Below are 21,782 nucleotides of genomic sequence, written 5' to 3'. Positions count from 1 at the left end.
CCAGAAATAAGAAATGCATCAGTGGCTTTGACAGACAAGGGGTGAGTGCCTATCATTGCGCGCCTATGTTGACCTCACAACTCCCCAGTCGGGTTGAGCCTTATAAGCTTGCAGCCCGCGACGAACGACTCGAAGGCCTTGTTGCGCTGAATCAGCTATCGCGACTGGTCGAAGAAGCCGGTGACCAAACGGGCGACTGCCATGTCGTGCTTGAGTTTGGCATTGATTCGCAGGGTCGTCGTGAAATTCGTGGCCACTTACAGGCGGATATGTTGCTTGCATGTCGTCGCTGTCTAGAGCCGATGCCGCAGCAAGTGGAAAGCCGGTTTGTGCTTGGTATGATCAGCGACGAAGCATTGGCAAGCGAGCTTCCTGCAAGCCATGAGCCCGTGCTGGTGAAAAATGAACAGCTGGACTTGCTGACGGTTGTTGAGGATGAGTTGATTCTCAGTCTCCCTCAAGTCGTATACCACGACGAACAGGAATGCAGTGTTTTGCCAGAGCAGCTGGTTAGCAAAGCCAAAGGGTTGGACGATACAAAATCGCCAGCCGACAATCCTTTTGCGGTGCTTAATGCCTTAAAGAGCAGTGGCGCCTTGAAAGGCAAAAAATAGCAACTTTTACCCTACACACCTGGAGTAAATACCCATGGCAGTTCAAAAGAACCGTAAAACTCGCTCTAAGCGCGGCATGCGTCGCAGCCACGATGCTCTGAGCGCGCCGACACTGTCTCAAGACAAAGAGACGGGCACGACGCACATGCGCCATCACGTCTCGCCGGACGGTTTCTACCGTGGCCGTAAAGTGGTAGAGGTTTAATACCTCGGGCCTCGTGTCAGTGGTCGAATCGCAATGACTCAGTAACGGTGGCTCAGTAACGCGTGCGTATCGCAATTGATGTAATGGGGAGCGACCAAGGTCCCCAATCCATCATCTATGGTGCTGCAAAAGCAGCGTTGTACCACGATAATTTAGAGCTTTTGTTATTTGGCCCAAGCCGGCAAGTTGTTGCCGAGCTTTCGCGCTTGCCGCAGCCATTGGCTGCGGCAGCGTCACGTTTGGTGGTATGCAATAGCCACGCTCATGTAGCTCAAGACGCGACAGCAGCGTGGGCATTGCGTCATGGTCAAGATACCAGCATGGCGCAAATGCTGCGCTGTTTGGCAGGTAATGGGCCGCACGGTGGCGCCGATGCGGGTGTTAGTGCAGGAAATACAGCGGCACTAGTGGCCTTGTCGCGGCGTGAGTTGGGCACATTGCCGGGTATTAGTCGCCCGGCAATTAGTACGGCGATCCCCACGCGAAACGGCGGACGTTGCTATCTGCTCGACCTAGGGGCCAACGTCGATTCTCCCGCACACCGTCTGGTGGATTTTGCCGTGATGGGGGCGGCGATGGCGCAGAGCGTTGACGCTATTGAACGCCCTCGTGTGGCGCTGCTTAACGTTGGGGCTGAAGCGACCAAAGGCAGTCGCAGTGTACGTGAGGCGAATGCAATGTTACGGCACCGTCCTTCTCAATGTCTTTTTGATTATCAAGGGTATGCAGAAGGCGGCGATCTTTTTCGCGGTAATCTCGATGTGGTGGTTTGTGATGGATTTGTCGGCAATGCGGTGCTGAAGTCGAGTGAAGGGTTGGCCAGTATGCTAATTGAGCGTGTTCAGGCGGTATTTGAATCGCGATTGAGCGGACGCTTGGCAAGTTTACTGGCGAGGCCTGCACTCAAGCGCTTAAAAAAGGAGCTTGATCCCGTGCGCTACAATGGCGCTAGCTTATTGGGGCTTTCGCGTATTGTGGTGAAAAGTCACAGCGGGACCCATGCAGAAGGCTTTTATTATGCGATTGTGCGGGCGATACAAGAAGTCGAGCACGATCTGCCTCAGCAAGTAGTGCAGCGCTGGCAGTCTATGCCAGAACGCTGAACAAATCGTGGCATTCATGAAGAATGCCGCGGTGTGACCTGGCCGGCAAGGTATCCTTGACCGTGCAGTGTCTTGTGCTCACATGAGCAAACGCCAACAAGTGCAAAGGTGAACGACATGTCTCAACCCCTTGCCCTCATATTCCCTGGGCAAGGCTCTCAACAGCTAGGAATGCTGCGAGAGCTGGCCGAACGCTACAGTGTGGTAGGTACCACCTTTGAAGAAGCGTCGGATGCTTTGGGCTATGATCTTTGGAAAGTGGTGCAAGAAGGCCCGGAAGAGTCACTTAACGCGACGGCTTGCACCCAGCCAGCGCTTTTAGCGTCAAGCATCGCCGTTTGGCGCGTATGGCAAGAGCTAGAAGGTCCGCGCCCCGGTGTTATGGCAGGCCACAGTCTAGGTGAATACAGTGCCATGGTGTGTGCCGGTGTGTTGGGGTTTGCCGAAGGTATCAAGCTTGTGCGCCTGCGTGGCGAGGCCATGCAGGAAGCTGTGCCTGCGGGTCAAGGGGCGATGGCGGCTATCCTGGGATTGGATAATGCCGCCGTTGAGGCAGCGTGTGAAAAGGCAGCGCAAGGTGATGTGGTTTCGGCCGTAAACTACAACGCTCCAGGGCAAGTGGTTATCGCCGGGTCTAAGCCAGCGGTTGAACGCGCCATTGCCGCGTGCCAAGAAGCCGGGGCGAAACGCGCCATGCCGTTACCGGTCTCGGTGCCGTCGCATTGCGCGCTAATGAAGCCAGCTGCCGAACAGCTATCAGCAGTTATTGGCAAAATTGATCTGCGTGCACCACGCTATAGTGTAATCCAAAATGTGGATGCGCAAGCGCACGCTGATATAGATACATTGCGTACCCGTTTAGTGGAGCAGCTTTATCAGCCCGTTCGTTGGACAGATTGCGTTGAGGCGATGAGTGCGCAAGGCGCGAAGGCGTTTATTGAGTGTGGGCCAGGCAAAGTGCTAACCGGCCTGAATAAGCGTATCGTACGGGGAAGTAAAGGCTTGGCGGTAAACGATCCCGATAGCTTGGATGCTGCGCTGGAGCTGGCGCGCGAAACGGTTGCAAATAACGACTAAACGTTAGCCGTTAGGTTGATGAGCACTTTTTCGACAAAGGGGTGTACGTGATGACACAAGAACGCAGAGTGGCGCTAGTCACCGGTGCCAGTCGCGGTATCGGTCGTGCCATTGCGCATGAACTTGGCCGGCAAGGCCGCGTTGTGGTGGGAACGGCCACAAGCGATGCGGGAGCGGAAAAAATTGATGCCGATCTCAAAGCGCAAGGCATTGAAGGCGCAGGCGTTTGTTTAAACGTTACGGACCTGTCAAGCATTGATAACGTGCTGAAAGTGGTCACCGAACAGTTTGGTGCGCCAACTATCTTGGTGAATAATGCTGGGATTACTCGTGACAACCTTCTCATGCGTATGAAAGAAGATGAGTGGGATGCGGTAATGGATACCAATCTTAAGTCTGTCTATCGCGTCAGCAAAGCATGTTTGCGCGGTATGACAAAGGCACGTTTCGGGCGAATTGTGTCAATAAGTTCTGTGGTAGCTTCCACAGGAAACTTAGGTCAAGCTAACTACGCGGCTGCTAAAGCAGGTATGGAAGGTTTTAGTCGTTCGTTGGCTCGGGAAGTGGCTTCGCGCAATATTACCGTCAATAATGTCGCGCCCGGCTTTATTGCCACTGACATGACCGAAGCGCTACCGGAAGCTCAGCACGATATGCTGCTTAAACAAATTCCACTGGCGCGCTTAGGCGCACCCGAAGAGATTGCCGCAGCGGTGGGCTTTTTAACCAGCGATAGCGCAAGCTATATCACTGGAGAAACGCTGCACGTTAATGGCGGCATGAATATGCGTTGATGCCTTGGGTTTGGCGGTTGCGTCTGCCAAAGGGCGTCTATAAACTACCCCGCAGCTTTTGGCTTGCGGTTTCCAAATGGCTGGTTATTAAACCGCTAATGTGAACAACTGGAGTACGTAGATGAGTACTATTGAAGAGCGCGTAAAAAAAGTTGTGGCCGAGCGCCTAAACGTTAAAGAAGAAGATATCCAAAACGGTTCTTCTTTTACTGAAGATCTAGGTGCCGACTCACTCGACACTGTCGAGTTGGTAATGGCGCTTGAAGAGGAATTTGATACCGAAATTCCTGACGAAGAAGCTGAAAAAATTACCACGGTTCAAGAAGCGATGGATTACGTTAACGCCCATCAGTAAGGGCGTTGTCGGCGCTATTAGCCGAGGTGGTAGAACCGCCTAAATAAAAGCCGCCTTCCATTAGGGCGGCTTTTTTGCTGTTTAGGGCAATGAACGCGGCAGGTAATCTCCGTTATACTGTTGCCCTTTGCTAAAAGCGAAATGCTCGACATTAACGACGTTGCGTCTTAACGTGCACATAGCCTATGCATTTTTACAGTAGACCGGCAGAAATGATCCAAGTGGGTTAAGTCACCATGGATGCCTGGAGGAAAACGAATGGCACGGAAAAGGGTAGTGGTAACCGGGTTAGGCCTGGTGACCCCTGTGGGAAATACCGTCGATGAGTCATGGTCCAATATCGTTGCAGGTAAAAGCGGTATTGCACCCATCGAACATTTTGATACCAGTGATTTTAATACGCGCTTTGGTGGGTCGGTTAAAAACTTCGATATTGGCCTCTATTTGAACCCGAAAGATGCCCGGAAGATGGATCTATTTATCCAATACGGTATGGCCGCAGGCGCGCAGGCCATTGAGGACGCGGGTATCGAGTGCAACGAAGATAACGCTGACCGTATCGGTGTCGCGATTGGCTCAGGCATTGGCGGGCTACCCATGATTGAGCACAATCATAATGCGTTGCAAAAAAGCGGTCCGCGGCGGATATCACCGTTTTTCGTGCCGGGCTCCATCATCAATATGATCTCCGGCAACATGGCGATTCAACACGGCTTTAAAGGCCCTAATATTGCTATCACCACTGCCTGTACTACCGGGACTCATAACATTGGTTACAGCGCGCGTACTATTGCTTATGGCGATGCCGATGTGATGGTGTGTGGTGGTGCTGAGATGGCGACCACGCCTTTAGGGCTTGGTGGTTTCTCAGCAGCGCGCGCTCTCTCTACCCGCAATGACAACCCCGAAGCGGCAAGTCGCCCGTGGGATGCGGATCGCGATGGCTTTGTGCTCTCTGACGGGGCTGGTGTGCTGGTATTAGAGGAGTATGAACATGCCAAAGCGCGCGGTGCGAATATCTATGCAGAGCTTGTAGGCTTTGGCATGAGTGACGATGCCTTCCATATGACGTCACCGCCCGAAGATGGCAGTGGCGCTGCGCTTTCCATGAGTAACGCGATTAAAGATGCGCAAATTGACCCGGCAAGCGTCGATTATATTAACGCGCACGGCACCTCGACGGCATCAGGCGACTTGGCTGAAAGTCGTGCGGTAGAGCGTGTGTTGGGCGATGCCGCTAAAAATGTGGCGGTGAGTTCAACTAAGTCCATGATTGGGCACCTGTTGGGGGCGGCCGGTGCCGTGGAAGCGGTCTTTAGTGTGCTGGCCATTCGCGATCAAATAGCACCGCCTACAATCAACCTCGATAACCCTCAGGAAGGCTGCAACCTTGATTACGTACCGCACAGTGCTCGCGATATGACCATTAACATGTCGCTCTCCAACTCTTTTGGGTTTGGCGGCACCAACGGGTCGTTGCTATTCAAGAAGGTATAGCAGTGAAAGTGTAAGGGTAAATAAGGATAACGCACGAGGATATGCGTGATGACGGCGTCTCCAATGCTACCGTTTGACGATCGTGGCTTCGCTTACGGAGACGGCGTTTTTGAAACTGTGTTGCTGCGCGATGGCGAGCCCATTTTGTGGGATTACCATCGTGCCCGTTTGCGCCGAGGCTGCGAAGTATTAGGCATACCTATGCCTAGCGATGCCGCGCTTGAAGCCACGTGGCATACCGCCGATCCGGGTGAGAGACTTCCACAGCAAGAAGTACTTAAAATCGTGTTGACGCGTGGAAGCGGAGGACGCGGTTATGCGCCACCACTAACACCGTTTCCACGCTTATTGAGCCACCGCATGCCGTTTACACCGAATTTTTCGCGTTGGTCTGAAGGGATTCATGTGTGTATTTGCGACTTGCGGCTGGCGCAGCAGCCTCGGCTTGCCGGTATCAAGCACCTTAACCGGTTGGAAAATGTACTCGCCAGACGCGAGTGGCAGCGTGAGGATATTGCCGAAGGGCTGCTCGCCGATCAGCAAAATAATGTGGTCGAAGCCACTAGTATGAACGTGTTTTGGCAACAAGACGGTGCTTTTTGGACCCCACCGTTAACGCAGTGTGGGGTGGCAGGCACGCTGCGAGAGGCGCTGTTATCGCATAAGCTTATTGCGGTCGCACCACTGCCATTAAGTGAACTTTGTCGTATAGAGCGGCTTTGGGTAGGTAACTCAGTACAAGGCATTTGGCCTGTGGTGGCGCTGGTAACGCACGATGGTCAAGTGCAAAAGCGCTGGACGCGGCCTACAAGCGATGTATTACAGGCGGCCGGACATCGGCTGTTAGGCTTTGCCGCTTAACACGTTTTATTGTTGACGCAAAATGATGAAAAGAGGTGGGGTTTGAAACGGATTTTTTGGGCGTTGTTGGCTGTGGTGGCGCTGGGCGCTATAAGCGCAGCCGGCGCTTACACTTATTGGCAAAGCCGCCTGTCAGCGCCGCTGACGCTTGAAGAGCCGCAGCTTTATCAGGTCCCATCAGGGGCGGGTTTTCATCGTGTGATTGCCGAACTGGGTGCACAAGGCATTATTAAGGATGCTTGGGCGTTTCGACTGTTACCGCGACTTGCGCCGGATAAACTGCCGCAGCTGCGTGCGGGCGAATATCAGTTGCAACCGGGGATGACAGGTCACGATATGCTTGAATTATTGGCCAGTAATGACGTCATGACCTATCCATTGACTGTGCCCGAAGGTTGGACGTTTGGCCAAATGCGCCATCTGCTTAGCGCGGCACCGAAGCTAGACAGTCGAACCGCAGAATTGAGTGACGAAGAGGTCATGGCGCTATTAGGTCGTGAAGGCGAACATCCTGAGGGCTGGTTTTTCCCTGATACGTATCGTTACCACTTAGGCATGAGCGACGTCGACATTCTGCAGCAGTCGCTTGAGAAGATGGAGCGGGTGGTGGAAGAAGTATGGGCTGAGCGTAGTGACGATTTACCCATCGACACACCCTATGATGCCCTGATTATGGCATCGCTAATTGAACGTGAAACCGGTGCGCCGGAGGAGCGGCGTGAGATTGCCGGGGTTTTCAAACGCCGTTTAGAGCGCGGTATGCGCCTCCAAACCGACCCAACGGTGATTTACGGCATGGGGGATCGATATGATGGCCGCATTCGCTATGCTGACTTGCGCGAAGCCACCCCGTATAACACTTACGTGATTGATGGGATGCCGCCGACACCGATTGCCCTGCCAGGCCGAGCATCCCTAGAAGCCGCGGTGAATCCGCTGCCAGGGGAAACGCTCTATTTCGTCGCCAAGGGAGATGGCACCCATCATTTTTCGCGTACGCTACGCGAGCATAATAACGCCGTTAATCGCTATATACGCAATCGGTAATTTATCATCCATCAAGTTGAGGCCACCATGAGCCAGCGCGGGCGCTTTATTACCTTAGAAGGCGGCGAAGGCGTGGGGAAATCGACCAACCTACAATTTGTGGTCGATTGGCTGCGTGCCCAAGGACGAGACGTTATCAGCACGCGTGAGCCAGGCGGTACCTCGCGCGCGGAAGCAATACGCCAGCTGTTACTAGACCCTGCGCCGGCCGAACCGCTAAGCGTCGATGCTGAGCTATTGCTAATGTTTGCCGCCAGAGCTCAGCACTTAGCTGAAAAGATTTTGCCCGCGCTTGAGCGCGGGACCTGGGTGGTCTGCGACCGCTTTACCGATGCGACCTACGCGTACCAAGGCGGCGGGCGAGGTATTGCCGCGGAGCGTATTGCCACGCTTGAGCAGTTCGTGCAGCAGGGGCTACAGCCCGATATCACGCTGTTACTGGATATGCCGGTGGACGCGGCAAGTGATCGCGTGGCCTCGCGGTTATCACATCAAGGGGGTGAGCGTGATCGCTTTGAGCGTGAGCATGGCGACTTCTTTGACGCCGTCCGTCATGCCTACCTTGAGCGAGCCGCCCAAGCACCCAAGCGTTTTGCCGTCATTAACGCGGCAGAGCCTCTGGAGCTTGTGCAGGTGGCGGTTGCTGATGCGTTAGCCAAGCAGGTGGCCGCATGGCCGTAGCGTCGGTACTGCCGTGGCATCACGGCATGTGGGCGCAGCTACTGCGTTTGCAGCAAGATGACAGGCTCCCTCATGCGCTGTTGTTTAATGGGCCTCACGGGGTGGGCAAACAAGCGCTGGCGGAGACGTTAATCGCCCAGGTACTGTGTGCTAACCCTCGCACTTATGCCTGTGGGGAATGCCATAGCTGCCAAATGCTCGCTTCGGGCTACCACCCAGATTTGCTGCGCGTATCGCCGGAAGAGGGTAAGCGTCAAATTCGCATTGACCCGATTCGTGGAGTGAATCGGTTTGTTAACCAAACCGCACAGCAAAGCGGTTATCGCGTGATTGTGATTTCACCGGCAGAGGCAATGAATGTGGCAGCGGCCAATGCGCTGCTCAAAAGCTTGGAGGAGCCGGGCGATAAGACGCTCTTTATTCTCCTGTCCGACGTGCCGTCGCGCATGCTGCCGACCATTCGCTCCCGCTGCCAGCAGTGGTCGCTCGCGAGTGTGGCCTTTGCTGAGTGCCGTTCCTGGCTTTTAGAGAAGCTTCAAAGCGAAGAAGAAGCCCGCTTTTGGTGGCAAGTTGCGGGTGGCTTGCCCTTGTTGGCAGTGGAATTAGCCGCGCCTGAGGAGCGGGCGCTTCGTCACCAATTGCATGATAGCTTTGAGCAACTGATGCGCGGTGCTGAGCCTGTAAGCGAAGCGGCTCGGCTCGACCGTCAAGCGTTGGACGGTATCCTGTGGTACGGTATCGCGTGGTTGGAAGACCTTATTCGTTTCGGGTTATCGGGGAATGAAGCGGGGCTACATAACGCTGACTTGGTGCCGCTGTATCGTCAAGCTATGAAGAATGGTCGTGTGCAAGACTGGTTTCGCCTGCTGGATTACGCCCGCGAGCAGCGTCGTTTATTAGCGGTAGGAGCCAACCCAAACCCGCAGCTGGTGCTTGAAGCATGGTTGGTGCGTTGGGCTGCGCTGTTGCGTTCGTGAGCAGCCCCTAGGAGACCCTATAATGATGCAAAAAGCGCTTTCACTAAGTATTCCCGATGTGCCGACGCTGCTCGCTGCTTATATGCCGTTTTTGGATCGTGGTGGTATTTTTGTGCCGACCCACAAGCCCTATGCCCTAGGGCAAAAAGTGGTATTGCTGCTGACACTGCCTGCTGACGAAGAGCGGCTGACGGTGAGCGGTCACGTCATTTGGGTGTCACCCGAGGGGGTGACTGGCCGACGTATGCCAGGGATTGGTGTGCATTTTAGCCAACAGGATTACAGTGTGCGTGATCGCATCGAAACCTTGCTGGCAGGCCAGTTAGACAAGGCCGCTCCTTCCTATACGCTATAAGTTTGTTCATGTTTCCCTTCTCATTGTTAATGTCGAGTGCGCTATGTTTGTTGATTCCCACTGCCACCTTGATCGTTTATCCGACAACACTCATGGCGGTGACCTTAACGCCACACTAGAGGCTGCCCGCGCGGCTGACGTTAACCAGTTTCTTGCTATCGCCGTGACGTTAGACGATATGCCTCGCTTGGCAGCGCTTGCCCGCGAGCATCAAGACGTGGTGATTTCAGCCGGTTTGCATCCCCTGCACACCGTGGAGCAAGAGCCTAGCGTTGAGGAAATTGTCGACACGGCAGACCAATACGGTGCGGTGGCCATTGGCGAGTCGGGCTTGGATTACCATTACCGCGAAAGCGTGCCTGCTGATGTGCAGTATGCGCGTTTTAAGCGCCATCTGATGGCCGCGCATGAGCTTGAGCTCCCAATTGTGGTACACACGCGCGAAGCCAAAGACGATACGTTGACCCTATTGCGTGAGCACATTGACCCAAAGGTAGGCGGCGTTCTTCATTGTTTTACCGAAGATTTAGACATGGCGCGTGAGGCGATCAAACTAGGTTTTTACATTTCACTTTCAGGCATTGTGACGTTTCGTAATGCCGAATCCTTACGCGAGTTGGCACGAAATCTCCCGCTCGATCGACTGCTGATCGAAACCGATAGCCCCTATCTTGCGCCAGTGCCTTACCGAGGCAAGCCCAACGAGCCCGCTTGGGTCGTGAAGGTTGCCGAATGTATTGCCGAGGAGCGCGGTATCAGCGTAGATGAAGTGGCCATGCAGACCACGGCTAACTTTTACCATCTATTTCGCGCGGCGGTTCCTGAGGCGCCTGCGCATATCCGCGATGGGCTGGCTCAGGCGGGCTTGGTTTAAGCTAAGGGTATGCTGAGAGGAGGGGCTTTAGTCAACTACTCGGGGCTAAAGCCTCCGAGCTTGTGACATCACAAGTTCGCACGGTTGACCAGGGAAAGCGGTACCCAACCCGCTACGTGCTACATAGGGTAAAGACCCACTCCGAGGTGCTTCCTCAGCTTCGGATTCTGGAACGAACCATCATGCTGGCGTAGGAGTAAGCGCCGAAGGTGGCAAGGCGGCGGAAAGCCAATCCGGTGTAGCACATTCCCGAGGGGAGACGGGGCACAAGCCCCGCGACACTAGGCCCGTAAGGGCACCAATAGGGAGGAAATCGCCATGGCGGTTTTCGTATTGGACAAACAAAAGCGGCCTTTGATGCCGTGCAGCGAAAAGCGGGCACGATTGCTGCTTGAACGCGGTCGCGCTGCAGTGCATAAGCGCTACCCGTTTACGATCCGGTTAAAAGACCTGATCGGTGGTGACACGCAACCGCTGCGCCTAAAGCTCGATCCGGGGAGTAAAACCACCGGCTTGGCGTTGGTGCGGGAAGCGAACGATGGGCAGCATGTCCTTTGCCTGTTCGAGTTGGTGCATCGCGGCTTTCAGATCAAAAAGGCCCTGCAACAGCGTGCGGCTTTTCGGCGTCGTCGCCGCTCGGCGAATTTGCGCCATCGTGCCCCGCGCTTTGATAACCGCACTCGGCCAGAGGAGTGGCTGCCACCATCATTGCAGCACCGCATTGATACGGTCATGGCGTGGATGCAGCGGCTCAATAAGCTTGCGACGATTACGGCACTCGATCAGGAGTTGGTGCGCTTTGATACGCAAAAGCTGGCAAACCCCGAGATCAGCGGCGTCGAGTACCAGCAAGGCACGTTACTCGGCTACGAGGTGCGTGAATACCTGCTGGAAAAGTGGGGTCGCGAGTGTGCCTACTGCGGCGCCACCAACACCCCGCTGGAAGTCGAGCATATCGTGGCGCGCAGTCGAGGCGGTTCTAATCGTGTCAGTAACTTGACCCTAAGTTGCCACGACTGCAACACCGAGAAAGATCGCCAGCCAGTTGCTGACTTCGTTGCCACGTCGAAAGGGTTGCGGCGCCGTTTGAAAAAGCACGGTTACACCGCCGAGGCGCGGCTTGAGCGAGTGCAGCGCCAGCAACGACGCCCGTTGCGGGATGCCAGCGCGGTCAACGCCACGCGCTGGGCGCTGTTTAACGCCCTCAAAGCCACCGGCTTGCCGGTCGCCGTGGGTACAGGCGGGCGCACGAAATACAACCGCCAGCGGCTGGGCATCCCCAAAACCCACGCCCTGGACGCGGCCTGTGTCGGCCCACTCGATGCCCTGCACGATTGGCAGATGCCAACGCTAACCATTAAAGCCACCGGGCGCGGGAGTTACCAGCGGACACGGCTGGATAAATACGGTTTTCGCCGAGGCATTTTAATGCGCCAAAAGCAGGTACACGGCTTTCAGACCGGCGATATGGTCAACGCCATCGTGCGCACCGGAAAGAAAATCGGTACCCATACGGGCCGTGTCGCGGTGCGTAAAACCGGAAGCTTTAACATCCAGACCGAACAAGGTGCCGTACAAGGCATTTCGCATAAGTACTGCACCGTGATCCAGCGCGGTGATGGCTACGGCTTTCACCTTTTACCGGCCATTAACCTGAGAGGAGATGCGGGACAGGCGGTAGCGTAATCCAGGTCGTGCTTCGCACGACGCGCACTCCCTCCCGGCGCTAAAAGCACCGGGTTTCCCGCGTAAAATCTGATGAATTTAGATCGGTTGCTCCAACAGTGTGACGGCGTGGCCAATGTGCCACCACTAGAAAAGTGGGATCCGCCACTAGCAGGCGATATGCCGATAGTGATTAAGGCAGATGGCCAATGGCTCCACGAGGGGCGAGTCTTTACGCGTCCTGCGCTGGTGCGTTTGCTTGCAAGCCTGCTGCGTCAAGACCCCGAAGGCGTTTGCTTAGTGACGCCGGTTGAGCGCTGGCGTATTGAAGTCGAGGACTGCCCGTTTGTGATGATACAAGCGCACAAGCAGGGCAGTGACTGGTATTTGGTGACGCAGTACGACGATGAGCTTTGCTTGGATGCGGATCATCCGCTAAGCATCACCCTTACACCCGCTGGCGACGCGGTGCCACAAGTGCCTGTGCGACTAGGTCTCTCGGCGCGCATTAGCCGTAATGTTTACTATCAGTTGGTCGAGGCCGCCACAACACGAGAGCAAGGGGATGGCACGATAGAAATTGGCATTGAAAGTGCTGGGCAGTGGCATGTGCTTGGGCATGTAGGCAGCCATGAGTTGACAGATAGCGAACGCGGGGCAGAGTGAAGCTCACAGCGCAGCAGCAAGCCGTGGTCGAGCACGCCAAAGGCCATGCCCGTGTGGCAGCGGTGGCAGGGGCCGGTAAAACGACCACCATGGCGGCCCGGGTATTGTATTTACTTGAGCAAGGTGTCTCGCCCAAGCGTATTTTGGTATTGATGTTTAACCGCTCGGCCCGAGACGACTTTCAGCGCCGTTTACTGGAGCTTGCCAAACCCGGTCAAGCGCTGCCCGATGTCCGCACGTTTCACTCGTTAGGGCACCGATTAACGCAAAGTTTGTGCCGCTGGGGTGGGCTTGCGCCGCGTCGATTGTTATCAGCAGATTGGCAGCTGGAGCGTCTATTGCGCCAAGCTAGCCTTAATGTGTTGCGTGACGAGCCCGAACGCCGCGACGGCGCCTTGGAAGGTGAGCGTCTGGAAGCATTGGCGCATTTTAGTAATTTAGTGAAAGCGGAAATGGCTGAGCCGGCTGAGCTCTACCAGCGCCTGCAATTTGACGCTGATACTGACTACTTCCCAGCTGCGTTTGAAGAAGGCGAGCGCCTGTTACGCGACGAAGGGGCCATGACCTATGCTGATCTGCTTTACCGTCCTCTTCAGGCGTTGGAGACGGATGATGCCCTTAGGTCGCGTGTTGAAGGGTTTCTTGATCATGTCATTATCGACGAGTATCAGGATATAAATACCGCCCAGCAGCGCTTACTCGCGGTGCTGGCAGGTTCGCAAGCCGAGGTCATGGCCGTCGGCGATGCCAATCAGTGCATTTACGAGTGGCGTGGTGCCCGCCCGGATACGATGCTGGAGAATTTCACGGCGACTTTTGGCGCTGCCATCGACTACCCGCTTTCCATAACGTTTCGCCATGGCCATGCACTGGCATTGGCGGCTAACCACGCGATTGCGGCCAATCGACGCCGTCCGGAACAGCTTTGCCTGGCCGACAACCGCAACCCGGCAACCTCGTTAGGTGTAGGGCAGGGGAGCCGTTTCTTTTTAGATGCGCTGATGGATTGGCAAGCCCAAGGGCGTGCGCTCAACGAGACATGCCTTCTGGTGAGGAGCTGGGCGCTTTCCGTGCCGTTTCAGCTTGCGCTTTTACAGGCAGGCATTCCGTTTCGCATGCTGCGCGAAGATCGTTTTGTTTTTCGCCTACCGTTGGTTCAGGCGTTGGCGGGCTATTTGAAGTTGGCGCGGCGCCCAGCACTTTTGCAAGACCCCGAGCAGATCCACCTACTGCTCGCACAGCCTACCCCCTTTGTCGCCCGCGAGCGCCTTCGTCGCCTAGCGCATCAGTTAGCGCAATCACAGCGCTGGCCCGAACGCCACGATCCGGTGCTATCGGACTTAAAGCCGATCCAAAAGCGCACGCTGAAAAAACGCTGGGCGCTGCTATGTGAGCTGCCAAAGCTTGCCGCTTGGCCACCGGCAAAACTGCTGCATCACGTTGTCGACAGCATTGAAGCGCAGAAAACGTTAAAACGCGCCGCCGCGCGGCGAGATAAAGGCGAAGAAGATGTGCGTTTACTGGACGTATTGATCGAGCAAGCGGAGAGCGTGCAAGACCCCGATGCCTTTATCGAACTGTTAGAGCGCCCGGTGGAAAACCAAGCCGGTGGCGTGCTGATCAGTACGGTACACGGGGCCAAAGGGCTTGAGTGGCCGTTTGTGTCAGTAGCGGGTGTAAACGAAGAGGATTTCCCCCACTACAGTCGCGATAACCCCTTGACCGATGACCGCTTGGAAGAGGAGCGGCGTCTGTTCTATGTGGCGATAACGCGGGCACAAGAAGCGCTTTTGCTTCTTCATGACGGGGGTGAGCACCGTCCCAGTCGTTTTATCGCAGAAAGCGCCTGGGAAGATAGCCTGCGTATCGCAAATGAGCTGAAGGGAAACGCTGATACAGGCGATCAATCCCTAAGTGTGTCGTCTCCAGCGCTGGTCAAACGCTACCTTGAGCAAGCCGGGCGCGATGATATTCCCGTGGCGGCGGCTCACGTGGATGAGCCAAAGGCGGGGTATCATTTAAATCTGCGTTTTTACCCCGGTCAGCGTTTACGCCATGCCGTGTTTGGCGAGGGTGAAGTCGCGGCTGTTGAAGGTTCATGGGATAACCCCGTCATCGACGTGCGTTTTACCCAAGCCGGTCGGCGTCGGCTCGTCGCACACCGCGCGCCGATTGAAGTGCTGACGAAACCTCGTGATACCGATGCACAAGCACACTGTTGACCGCTGGCAATGGTCTTTGAAAAAGGCCTTTGAAAAAGGTCTGAAATAAAGAGGATTCAGATGGTTCAAGGGTTTCTTATTTTGCTGCTGTGCCAGCTTACCGGCGAATGGCTGATGGTGTGGCTAGGGATACCGGTGCCAGGTCCGGTGGCCGGAATGATACTGCTGCTGATCGGCCTGGTGATTTATGGCCGCGTACCTAAGTATCTGCGACTGCCGGCGGAAGGGCTGATTCGCCACCTGTCGTTATTGTTTGTGCCAGCCGGCGTGGGATTGATGGTGTTTGCCGAAGTGCTGGCGCAGCAGTGGCTGGCGATTTTGGTCTCTTTGCTGCTCAGTACTTTTATCACGTTGGTAGTGACCGCCTGGATTTTACAGACGCTGGAAAGCCGTCAGCGCAAATAATACGAGGCGAGTATGGAGATCACGAATTTTTGGGTGTATTTCGCCGCCCGTCCGCTTTTCTGGATCGTGGTGACACTGATAGCGTTTCTGCTGGCCACGGCGTTGAATCGTAAAGTGGGGGGCTCTGCACTGCTGCATCCTGTGCTCGTTGCCATGGTATTGATCATGGGGCTTTTGCAGCTGAGCGGCACTGATTACGACACGTATTTCGAAGGCGCGCAGTTCATTCATTTTCTTCTTGGTCCTGCGACGGTCGCGCTAGCGGTGCCTCTTTTTGACCACCGAGAACGTATAAGACGCTTGTTGGTTCCTCTTGTTGTCGCGTGCATTAGCGGCAGTCTTACCGCGGTTGTCAGCACGGTATTCATCGGACAGCTACTAGGTGCCAGCGATGCGTTGCTGCTCTCGCTTGCGCCCAAATCGGTAACGTCGCCTATTGCTATCGGGATTGCCGACCAAATCGGTGGTTACCCATCGCTTGCTGCTGGATTGGCGTTGATGACGGGGGTCATTGGCTGCCTATTGGCGCCTTTGGTGTTCAAAGTGCTCAAGACGCGTTCAGAAACGGCGATAGGGTTTTCCCTGGGATTATCGGCGCACGGCTTCGGCACTGCCTATGCCATGCAGCGCAGCACGCTGACAGGGGCTTTCGCCGGGTTGGCCATGGGGTTGACTGGCGTGCTGAGCTCGCTGTTAATTCCCTTGGTGGTCAGGCTAATGGGCCTTGGTTGAGCGTGGCTAGGCTAAGCCAATATGACCGCCGCTACGAGCACTAAAATAAACGTGCCCGCAGCGGCGGCTAACATGCAGGATGAGGCTTACATGTTGGGATAATTCGGCCCACCGCCGCCTTCCGGTGCGACCCAGGTGATGTTCTGCGCGGGGTCTTTGATGTCGCAGGTTTTACAGTGTACGCAGTTTTGGAAGTTGATCTGGAACTTAGGGTTGCCCTCATCGTCCTCAATCACTTCATAAACGCCTGCCGGGCAGTAGCGCTGCGCGGGCTCGGCATATTCAGGCAGGTTATCGCGAATCGGCACCGCTGGGTCGGCTAAACGCAGGTGGCAGGGTTGGTCTTCCTCGTGATTGGTATTGGAGAGAAACACCGATGAGGGTTTATCGAACGACAATTTGCCATCCGGTTTGGGGTAGTCAATTTTTTCAAATTGATCCGCAGGCTTTAAATTGCCGTGATCGGTGGTGGTGTCGTGAACGTTGGGGAGCTTGCCGCCAAGTAGCTGATCGACGAAGTTGTATGCACCACCGCCAATAGTGCCGTATTTATGAATTGCTGGACCGAAACTGGCGCTCTCTTGAAGTTCGGCATACGCCCAGCTAGCTTCCCACTTCTCAGTGAAAGACGTGAGCTCTTGGCCCCCTTCGTCGCCCGCTTTAAGGGCTTCAAATACGCTCTCTGCCGCCACCAGGCCTGATTTCATCGCCGTATGTAACCCTTTGATCTTCGAGAAGTTAAGCGTGCCTGCATCGCAGCCGATCAAAAGCCCACCGGCGAACGTCATTTTAGGTAAGCAGTTTAAGCCGCCTTTCGTAATAGAGCGGGCTCCATACGCTACGCGCTTGCCGCTATCTAAGTGCTGGCTGATCACCGGGTGATGTTTCATGCGCTGGAATTCGTCGAACGGCGAAAGCCATGGATTCTGATAAGAGAGATCCATGATCAAGCCCAAGACCACTTGCTGGTTTTCAGCGTGATAGAGAAACCAGCCACCGTGAGTATTGCTATCCAGCGGCCAGCCCGAGCCGTGCAGTACTAAACCGGGCTCATGTTGATCAGCAGGCACATCCCATAGCTCTTTCAGGCCGATGCCGTAGTGCTGGGGGTCGCACCCAGCATCGAGAGAGAAATCGTTGATCAAACGCTTGCCCAAGTGTCCACGCGAGCCCTCGGCAAACAGCGTGTACTTGGCGTGAAGCTCCATGCCCGGCATGTAACCGTCTTTCTGCGAGCCGTCAGCCGCGACGCCCATATCGCCGATGATGATGCCGCGAACCACTTCGTCTTCAATGATCACTTCCTGCGCGGCAAAACCCGGGAAAATCTCGACCCCGAGCGACTCTGCTTGTTCGGCGAGCCAGCGGCTTAGGTTGCCGGCGCTGATCACATAGCGGGTAGCATCACCACCGGTATTGTGCATGCTCTTCGGCACGAGGGCGTTGGGTAGCTTCTGCGCTTTTTTCGCGTCTTTGAGCAGGTAAACCTCATCGCGCGTCGCCGGTGTATTGAGCGGTGCGCCGCGCTCTTCCCAGTCGGGGAAAAGTTCCTGTAAAGCGCGAGGCTCAAAGACAGCACCCGACAGAATGTGCGCGCCCACCTCGGAGCCTTTTTCGACCACGCATACGCTGAGTTCGTGTTCGGCCTCGTTGGCCTGTTGCATTAGGCGACACGCGGCAGAAAGGCCTGATGGACCCGCGCCGACGATGACAACGTCAAACTCCATGACATCGCGCTCTACGTTTTCAGTTACCGTGTTTTCAGCAGCGTTGTTTTCCACCCTAGTCACTCCTTAATGTTGCGTGTTTTGTATTATGTACTGACTTATTGCATAGAATAAATTTATGCAAACATAAGCTTAATTTTAAACGGCCGTTTGCTTCTGGTTATGACTCATCATAGGCATAATGTTCGCTTTTGGTCATCTACTTTGCACTATGCCTAGCATATCGCGCGTTAGACGGGCTTGCAGCCGTTGTAAAGTCAGATTGCGACCAAGGGCGTAGATGCTAAGTGTTGTCGAACTTTATAAAGCTGTGGCAACTTGGTAAGGTTTTTTAGCAGCGTGCCTATCAAACGCTTGCATGAATTTGAGCAATGATGACCAGGCGCTGACAAGAGCAGCGTTATCCAAGAGTAACGGCTTAATCTACAAAGCCAAGCGAGGAATCTATGAAAGTACTCGTCGCGGTGAAACGCGTCATCGACTACAACGTCAAAATTCGGGTCAAGCCGGATAACAGCGCCGTTGATCTCACCAACGTCAAAATGGCCATGAACCCCTTCTGCGAAATCGCCGTGGAAGAAGCCGTCCGCCTGAAAGAAAAGGGCGTGGCCACCGAGATCGTGGCGGTCACCATCGGCCCGAAACAAGCCCAAGAGCAACTGCGCACCGCCCTTGCTTTAGGCGCCGACCGCGCCATTCACGTTGAGACCGACGAACAGGTCGACTCGCTGGGGGCCGCGAAGGCGTTTGCCAAGCTAGTGGCAGACGAGCAGCCAGGTTTAGTCCTGCTCGGCAAGCAGGCGATTGACAGCGACAATAACCAAACCGGCCAGATGCTCGCGGCGCTCACCGACCTGCCGCAAGGCACGTTTGCTTCGAACGTCGCTATCGACGGCGAGAAAGTCACCGTCACCCGCGAAATTGATGGCGGCCTGCAGACCCTTGAACTCTCGCTGCCCGCGATCATTACCACCGACTTACGCCTCAATGAGCCGCGCTACGCCAAGCTCCCCGACATCATGAAGGCCAAGAAAAAGCCGTTGGACGTCAAATCTCCCGATGATCTCGGTGTCTCCTTTGCCAGCAACGTCAGCTTAGTCAGCGTCGAGCCGCCGGCCGAGCGTCAAGGCGGTATCAAAGTCAGCTCCGTGGACGAGCTGATCGATAAACTGAAAAACGAAGCCAAAGTACTTTAACAAAGTACTTTAAGAGGAGCTGATTGCATGAGCATTCTGGTACTTGCTGACCTCCACGAAGGCCAACTCGCCGGCGCCACCGCGAGCGTGGTTGCCGCCGCGCAACAGATTACTAAAGACAGCGGCGGCGATATCGACGTCCTGATCGCGGGCGAAAACGTACAAGCCGCCGCCGAGGCTGCCGCGAAGCTCGACGGCGTGAGTAAAGTGCGCGTGGCGGATAACGCCGTTTACGCCCACCAGCTCGCCGAGCCCATGGGCAAACTGCTGGCCGAGCTCGCCGGCGACTACACCCACCTGCTGGCCTCGGCCTCCACCACGGGCAAAAACGTCATGCCGCGCCTGGCTGCGCTCAAAGACGTTAGCCAGATTTCCGATATTATCAGTGTCGAGAGCGCGGACACGTTCAAGCGCCCGATCTACGCCGGTAACGCCATCGCCACGGTCAAAAGCGACGATGCACTGAAAGTCATCACCGTACGCCCCAGCGCCTACGACGGCGTGGCGGCAAGCGGCAGCGCCCCCGTCGAAGCGGTTGAGGTGGTCGTTGAGAACGCCCAGTCCACCTTTATCAGCGAAGAACTGGCCAAGTCCGACCGTCCCGAACTGGGGGGTGCCAAGGTGGTCATCTCTGGCGGCCGCGGCATGGGCAATGAAGAAAACTTCAAGCTACTCAATGGCATTGCCGACAAACTCGGTGCCGCCATTGGCGCCTCGCGCGCCGCGGTCGATGCAGGTTTTGCCCCCAACGACATGCAGGTGGGGCAGACCGGCAAGATCGTCGCGCCCGATCTCTACATTGCCGTGGGCATCTCGGGGGCTATTCAGCACCTGGCGGGGATGAAAGACGCCAAGGTAATCGTGGCGATCAACAAAGACGAAGAAGCCCCCATCTTCCAGATCGCCGATTATGGTCTGGTAGCGGATCTCTTTGAGGCGCTGCCAGAGCTTGAGCAAAAGCTGTAACTGATTGAACCAATAAAACTCTTTTCAATAAAACTCTTTATAGCCGGCCTGAAAAAAGCCGGCTTTTTTATATCCGTCAAATTAGGTAAAGTACCAATAGTTGACTAAAATGCTTGGGTAAAAGCTGAGAAAACATTGGGCGCTGGTTGAAATCTTGCTCAGGTGCCCGCACCTAAGCTAGTAGTGATAGAGGTCGAGGCTGAGATACTAGCCAAGATCGTTTAAACGTAACATTAGCCACTCAAGGAGATGATTAATATGGCACATACACTTCCAGATCTTCCGTATGCGTACGATGCACTTGAGCCGCATATTGATGCGATGACAATGGAAATTCACCATTCGCGCCACCACAACACTTACGTCAATAATCTAAATGCGGCGCTGGAAGACACAGGCCTCGAAGACGTACCGGTTGAAGAATTGATTGCTAACTTGGACCGTGTTCCGGAAGAAAAGCGTCAGGCTGTGATCAATAACGGTGGTGGTCATGCTAACCACTCCATGTTTTGGCAGATGATGTCACCCAATGGCGGTGGCCAACCGCATGGCGACGTGGCTAAAGCCATTGACGCTGAGCTTGGCGGATTTGATGCATTCAAAGACGCGTTCAAAAAAGCGGCGCTGGGACGTTTTGGTAGCGGCTGGGCATGGCTCTCCGTAACGCCCGAGAAAAAATTGGTGGTTGAAAACACTCTCAACCAGAATAGCCCACTAATGGACGGCAATACGCCGATTCTGGGTCTGGACGTTTGGGAGCATGCCTACTATTTGAAGTTTCAAAACAAGCGCCCGGATTACGTTGAAGCCTTCTTCAATGTGATCAATTGGGATGACGTTGAAAGCCGCTATCAAGCAGCGAAAGCGTAACCTTCATGTGATCTTCTCGCGATAATCCTTGCCTAAGCGCAAGGGTTTAGCCAAAAAAACCGTCTGCTAACGCAGGCGGTTTTTTTGTTTGCCCGGCGAAGCCGGCAAACCCGGCCACCTGAAAGAAGGTGGCGTCACCCCGACTGGGGGGAAGACAAACCGACTGGCAAGGGCGTTACTGGCTAACGGTGGGGTCTGAAGGAAGCCATAGGACGTTAACGGTACACAACGCAAGTGAACCTGCTTCGGCAGTACAGGTGGGTAAGCGTGCAAAATAGCGCGACGCCCGATACTCAGTCAGACCTGTGGAGTGGTCAACTAGTTTGTGACACCTCAGTTAAGACGCTTTCTTCAGTTCTACCATTGCTGATTCGTAATCATTGGGGCTGGTGTAATCTAGATATGAGTGTAGCCGCCGACTGTTATAAAACATCGCAATATAGTTCAGAATGTCTTGCTGCGCCTCGGCGCGGGTTTGGTAATAATTCCATTGGACTCGCTCTTTCTTAAGACTGGCAAAAAAGCTTTCCGCGACTGCGTTGTCCCAGCAATCGCCTTTGCGACTCATGCTACCGACAAGCCCATGGGCGTTTAGCAAACGTCGATATGCGTTGCTGGCGTACTGAGATCCCCTGTCTGAATGCACTATCAAGCCTGCTGTCGGCCGTCGCTGCCATAAGGCCATCTGCAGCGCATCAGTGACCAGACGGGTATTCATCCTCGATCCCATACTCCAACCCACGACCCGGCGACTAAACAGGTCAATATATACAGCCAGATATAGCCAGCCTTCTTGTGTCCAAAGTAGAGTAAGAAGCAGGGCGTAGTCGTACTATTTCCCTGCTTCTCCTCTCCGAACCGTACGTGCGCCTTTCAGCGCATACGGCTCTCCA

At 55.0% G+C, this 21,782-nt stretch carries 22 protein-coding genes and 1 pseudogene; 21 read left to right on the top strand and 2 right to left on the bottom strand.

Annotation, left to right across the window (positions count from 1 at the left end; genetic code table 11):
• Window positions 1-65: 65 nt before the first annotated feature.
• The 18 genes from QC823_RS03395 to QC823_RS03310 all read left to right on the top strand — a co-directional run bounded on the left by QC823_RS03395 (window position 66) and on the right by QC823_RS03310 (window position 16,130).
• Window positions 66-614: a YceD family protein gene (locus QC823_RS03395; protein WP_309654952.1), complete on the top strand. Its 549-nt coding sequence runs from the start codon at window positions 66-68 to the stop codon at window positions 612-614.
• Between the two features lie 34 nt (window positions 615-648).
• Entirely contained in the window at window positions 649-819 is a 171-nt protein-coding gene (rpmF, locus tag QC823_RS03390) for a 50S ribosomal protein L32 (RefSeq protein ID WP_179928525.1), read from the top strand.
• Between the two features lie 62 nt (window positions 820-881).
• Window positions 882-1,922 carry a phosphate acyltransferase PlsX gene (gene plsX / locus QC823_RS03385; RefSeq protein WP_309654951.1) on the top strand — a complete coding sequence of 347 codons (1,041 nt, stop codon included), beginning with the start codon at window positions 882-884 and terminating at the stop codon, window positions 1,920-1,922.
• Window positions 1,923-2,039: 117 nt separating this feature from the next.
• Window positions 2,040-2,999: an ACP S-malonyltransferase gene (fabD, locus tag QC823_RS03380; RefSeq protein WP_309654950.1), complete on the top strand. Its 960-nt coding sequence runs from the start codon at window positions 2,040-2,042 to the stop codon at window positions 2,997-2,999.
• A 50-nt stretch (window positions 3,000-3,049) separates the two neighbouring features.
• Complete coding sequence (gene fabG / locus QC823_RS03375) at window positions 3,050-3,793, top strand: 3-oxoacyl-ACP reductase FabG (RefSeq protein ID WP_309654949.1); 744 nt, start codon at window positions 3,050-3,052, stop codon at window positions 3,791-3,793.
• Window positions 3,794-3,914: 121 nt separating this feature from the next.
• On the top strand, window positions 3,915-4,148 hold the full coding sequence (acpP, locus tag QC823_RS03370) for an acyl carrier protein (RefSeq protein WP_309654948.1): 234 nt from the start codon (window positions 3,915-3,917) through the stop codon (window positions 4,146-4,148).
• A 258-nt stretch (window positions 4,149-4,406) separates the two neighbouring features.
• Window positions 4,407-5,645 (top strand): beta-ketoacyl-ACP synthase II, encoded by a 1,239-nt coding sequence (gene fabF / locus QC823_RS03365; protein WP_309654947.1) that lies wholly within the window; start codon window positions 4,407-4,409, stop codon window positions 5,643-5,645.
• A 48-nt stretch (window positions 5,646-5,693) separates the two neighbouring features.
• Window positions 5,694-6,506: an aminodeoxychorismate lyase gene (pabC, locus tag QC823_RS03360; RefSeq protein ID WP_309654946.1), complete on the top strand. Its 813-nt coding sequence runs from the start codon at window positions 5,694-5,696 to the stop codon at window positions 6,504-6,506.
• A 42-nt stretch (window positions 6,507-6,548) separates the two neighbouring features.
• Window positions 6,549-7,553 (top strand): endolytic transglycosylase MltG, encoded by a 1,005-nt coding sequence (mltG, locus tag QC823_RS03355; protein ID WP_309654945.1) that lies wholly within the window; start codon window positions 6,549-6,551, stop codon window positions 7,551-7,553.
• Window positions 7,554-7,580: 27 nt separating this feature from the next.
• Window positions 7,581-8,234 (top strand): dTMP kinase, encoded by a 654-nt coding sequence (gene tmk, locus QC823_RS03350; RefSeq protein ID WP_309654944.1) that lies wholly within the window; start codon window positions 7,581-7,583, stop codon window positions 8,232-8,234.
• Window positions 8,225-9,211: a DNA polymerase III subunit delta' gene (locus QC823_RS03345; RefSeq protein ID WP_309654943.1), complete on the top strand. Its 987-nt coding sequence runs from the start codon at window positions 8,225-8,227 to the stop codon at window positions 9,209-9,211. Before tmk ends, QC823_RS03345 begins: the two co-directional genes overlap by 10 nt.
• 19 nt (window positions 9,212-9,230) lie before the next feature.
• On the top strand, window positions 9,231-9,566 hold the full coding sequence (locus tag QC823_RS03340; protein ID WP_309655110.1) for a PilZ domain-containing protein: 336 nt from the start codon (window positions 9,231-9,233) through the stop codon (window positions 9,564-9,566).
• Between the two features lie 43 nt (window positions 9,567-9,609).
• Complete coding sequence (locus QC823_RS03335; RefSeq protein WP_309654942.1) at window positions 9,610-10,440, top strand: TatD family hydrolase; 831 nt, start codon at window positions 9,610-9,612, stop codon at window positions 10,438-10,440.
• A gap of 318 nt (window positions 10,441-10,758) precedes the next feature.
• The gene (gene iscB, locus QC823_RS03330; protein WP_309654941.1) at window positions 10,759-12,126 is read left to right on the top strand and encodes an RNA-guided endonuclease IscB; all 1,368 of its coding nucleotides are present in this window, start codon (window positions 10,759-10,761) and stop codon (window positions 12,124-12,126) included.
• A gap of 72 nt (window positions 12,127-12,198) precedes the next feature.
• Window positions 12,199-12,771 (top strand): DUF1285 domain-containing protein, encoded by a 573-nt coding sequence (locus QC823_RS03325; protein WP_309654940.1) that lies wholly within the window; start codon window positions 12,199-12,201, stop codon window positions 12,769-12,771.
• Window positions 12,768-14,993, top strand: a complete 2,226-nt coding sequence (locus QC823_RS03320) for an ATP-dependent helicase (protein ID WP_309654939.1) — start codon at window positions 12,768-12,770, stop codon at window positions 14,991-14,993. Before QC823_RS03325 ends, QC823_RS03320 begins: the two co-directional genes overlap by 4 nt.
• Window positions 14,994-15,053: 60 nt before the next feature.
• Entirely contained in the window at window positions 15,054-15,398 is a 345-nt protein-coding gene (locus QC823_RS03315; protein ID WP_309654938.1) for a CidA/LrgA family protein, read from the top strand.
• A gap of 12 nt (window positions 15,399-15,410) precedes the next feature.
• The gene (locus QC823_RS03310) at window positions 15,411-16,130 is read left to right on the top strand and encodes an LrgB family protein (RefSeq protein WP_309654937.1); all 720 of its coding nucleotides are present in this window, start codon (window positions 15,411-15,413) and stop codon (window positions 16,128-16,130) included.
• A gap of 86 nt (window positions 16,131-16,216) precedes the next feature.
• Here QC823_RS03310 and QC823_RS03305 read toward each other — a convergent pair whose 3' ends face one another.
• Entirely contained in the window at window positions 16,217-17,857 is a 1,641-nt protein-coding gene (locus tag QC823_RS03305; RefSeq protein WP_309655109.1) for an electron transfer flavoprotein-ubiquinone oxidoreductase, read from the bottom strand.
• A gap of 446 nt (window positions 17,858-18,303) precedes the next feature.
• Between QC823_RS03305 and QC823_RS03300 the strand changes: the two genes are divergently transcribed.
• The 3 genes from QC823_RS03300 to QC823_RS03290 all read left to right on the top strand — a co-directional run bounded on the left by QC823_RS03300 (window position 18,304) and on the right by QC823_RS03290 (window position 20,889).
• Window positions 18,304-19,053 carry an electron transfer flavoprotein subunit beta/FixA family protein gene (locus QC823_RS03300; RefSeq protein ID WP_309654936.1) on the top strand — a complete coding sequence of 250 codons (750 nt, stop codon included), beginning with the start codon at window positions 18,304-18,306 and terminating at the stop codon, window positions 19,051-19,053.
• Window positions 19,054-19,080: 27 nt separating this feature from the next.
• Window positions 19,081-20,019 (top strand): electron transfer flavoprotein subunit alpha/FixB family protein, encoded by a 939-nt coding sequence (locus tag QC823_RS03295; protein ID WP_309654935.1) that lies wholly within the window; start codon window positions 19,081-19,083, stop codon window positions 20,017-20,019.
• 258 nt (window positions 20,020-20,277) lie between these two features.
• On the top strand, window positions 20,278-20,889 hold the full coding sequence (locus tag QC823_RS03290; RefSeq protein ID WP_309654934.1) for a superoxide dismutase: 612 nt from the start codon (window positions 20,278-20,280) through the stop codon (window positions 20,887-20,889).
• Window positions 20,890-21,226: 337 nt separating this feature from the next.
• Here QC823_RS03290 and QC823_RS03285 read toward each other — a convergent pair.
• Window positions 21,227-21,703 (bottom strand): annotated as a pseudogene (locus QC823_RS03285) (IS3 family transposase); the annotation flags it as partial.
• Between the last annotated feature and the right edge of the window lie 79 nt (window positions 21,704-21,782).

Source organism: Vreelandella vilamensis (genome assembly GCF_031451755.1).
Lineage (GTDB): Bacteria > Pseudomonadota > Gammaproteobacteria > Pseudomonadales > Halomonadaceae > Vreelandella > Vreelandella vilamensis.
This window is presented reverse-complemented; position numbering and strand designations above follow the sequence as displayed.

Excerpts from the sequence above, each read along its gene's own strand:
- QC823_RS03395 (WP_309654952.1), top strand. The coding sequence starts at position 66 with ATGTTGACCTCACAACTCCCCAGTCGGGTTGAGCCTTATAAGCTTGCA.
- rpmF (WP_179928525.1), top strand. The coding sequence starts at position 649 with ATGGCAGTTCAAAAGAACCGTAAAACTCGCTCTAAGCGCGGCATGCGT.
- fabD (WP_309654950.1), top strand. The coding sequence starts at position 2,040 with ATGTCTCAACCCCTTGCCCTCATATTCCCTGGGCAAGGCTCTCAACAG.
- fabG (WP_309654949.1), top strand. The coding sequence starts at position 3,050 with ATGACACAAGAACGCAGAGTGGCGCTAGTCACCGGTGCCAGTCGCGGT.
- acpP (WP_309654948.1), top strand. The coding sequence starts at position 3,915 with ATGAGTACTATTGAAGAGCGCGTAAAAAAAGTTGTGGCCGAGCGCCTA.
- fabF (WP_309654947.1), top strand. The coding sequence starts at position 4,407 with ATGGCACGGAAAAGGGTAGTGGTAACCGGGTTAGGCCTGGTGACCCCT.
- pabC (WP_309654946.1), top strand. The coding sequence starts at position 5,694 with ATGACGGCGTCTCCAATGCTACCGTTTGACGATCGTGGCTTCGCTTAC.
- tmk (WP_309654944.1), top strand. The coding sequence starts at position 7,581 with ATGAGCCAGCGCGGGCGCTTTATTACCTTAGAAGGCGGCGAAGGCGTG.
- QC823_RS03345 (WP_309654943.1), top strand. The coding sequence starts at position 8,225 with ATGGCCGTAGCGTCGGTACTGCCGTGGCATCACGGCATGTGGGCGCAG.
- QC823_RS03335 (WP_309654942.1), top strand. The coding sequence starts at position 9,610 with ATGTTTGTTGATTCCCACTGCCACCTTGATCGTTTATCCGACAACACT.
- iscB (WP_309654941.1), top strand. The coding sequence starts at position 10,759 with ATGGCGGTTTTCGTATTGGACAAACAAAAGCGGCCTTTGATGCCGTGC.
- QC823_RS03325 (WP_309654940.1), top strand. The coding sequence starts at position 12,199 with ATGAATTTAGATCGGTTGCTCCAACAGTGTGACGGCGTGGCCAATGTG.
- QC823_RS03315 (WP_309654938.1), top strand. The coding sequence starts at position 15,054 with ATGGTTCAAGGGTTTCTTATTTTGCTGCTGTGCCAGCTTACCGGCGAA.
- QC823_RS03310 (WP_309654937.1), top strand. The coding sequence starts at position 15,411 with ATGGAGATCACGAATTTTTGGGTGTATTTCGCCGCCCGTCCGCTTTTC.
- QC823_RS03305 (WP_309655109.1), bottom strand. The coding sequence starts at position 17,857 with ATGGAGTTTGACGTTGTCATCGTCGGCGCGGGTCCATCAGGCCTTTCT.
- QC823_RS03300 (WP_309654936.1), top strand. The coding sequence starts at position 18,304 with ATGAAAGTACTCGTCGCGGTGAAACGCGTCATCGACTACAACGTCAAA.
- QC823_RS03295 (WP_309654935.1), top strand. The coding sequence starts at position 19,081 with ATGAGCATTCTGGTACTTGCTGACCTCCACGAAGGCCAACTCGCCGGC.
- QC823_RS03290 (WP_309654934.1), top strand. The coding sequence starts at position 20,278 with ATGGCACATACACTTCCAGATCTTCCGTATGCGTACGATGCACTTGAG.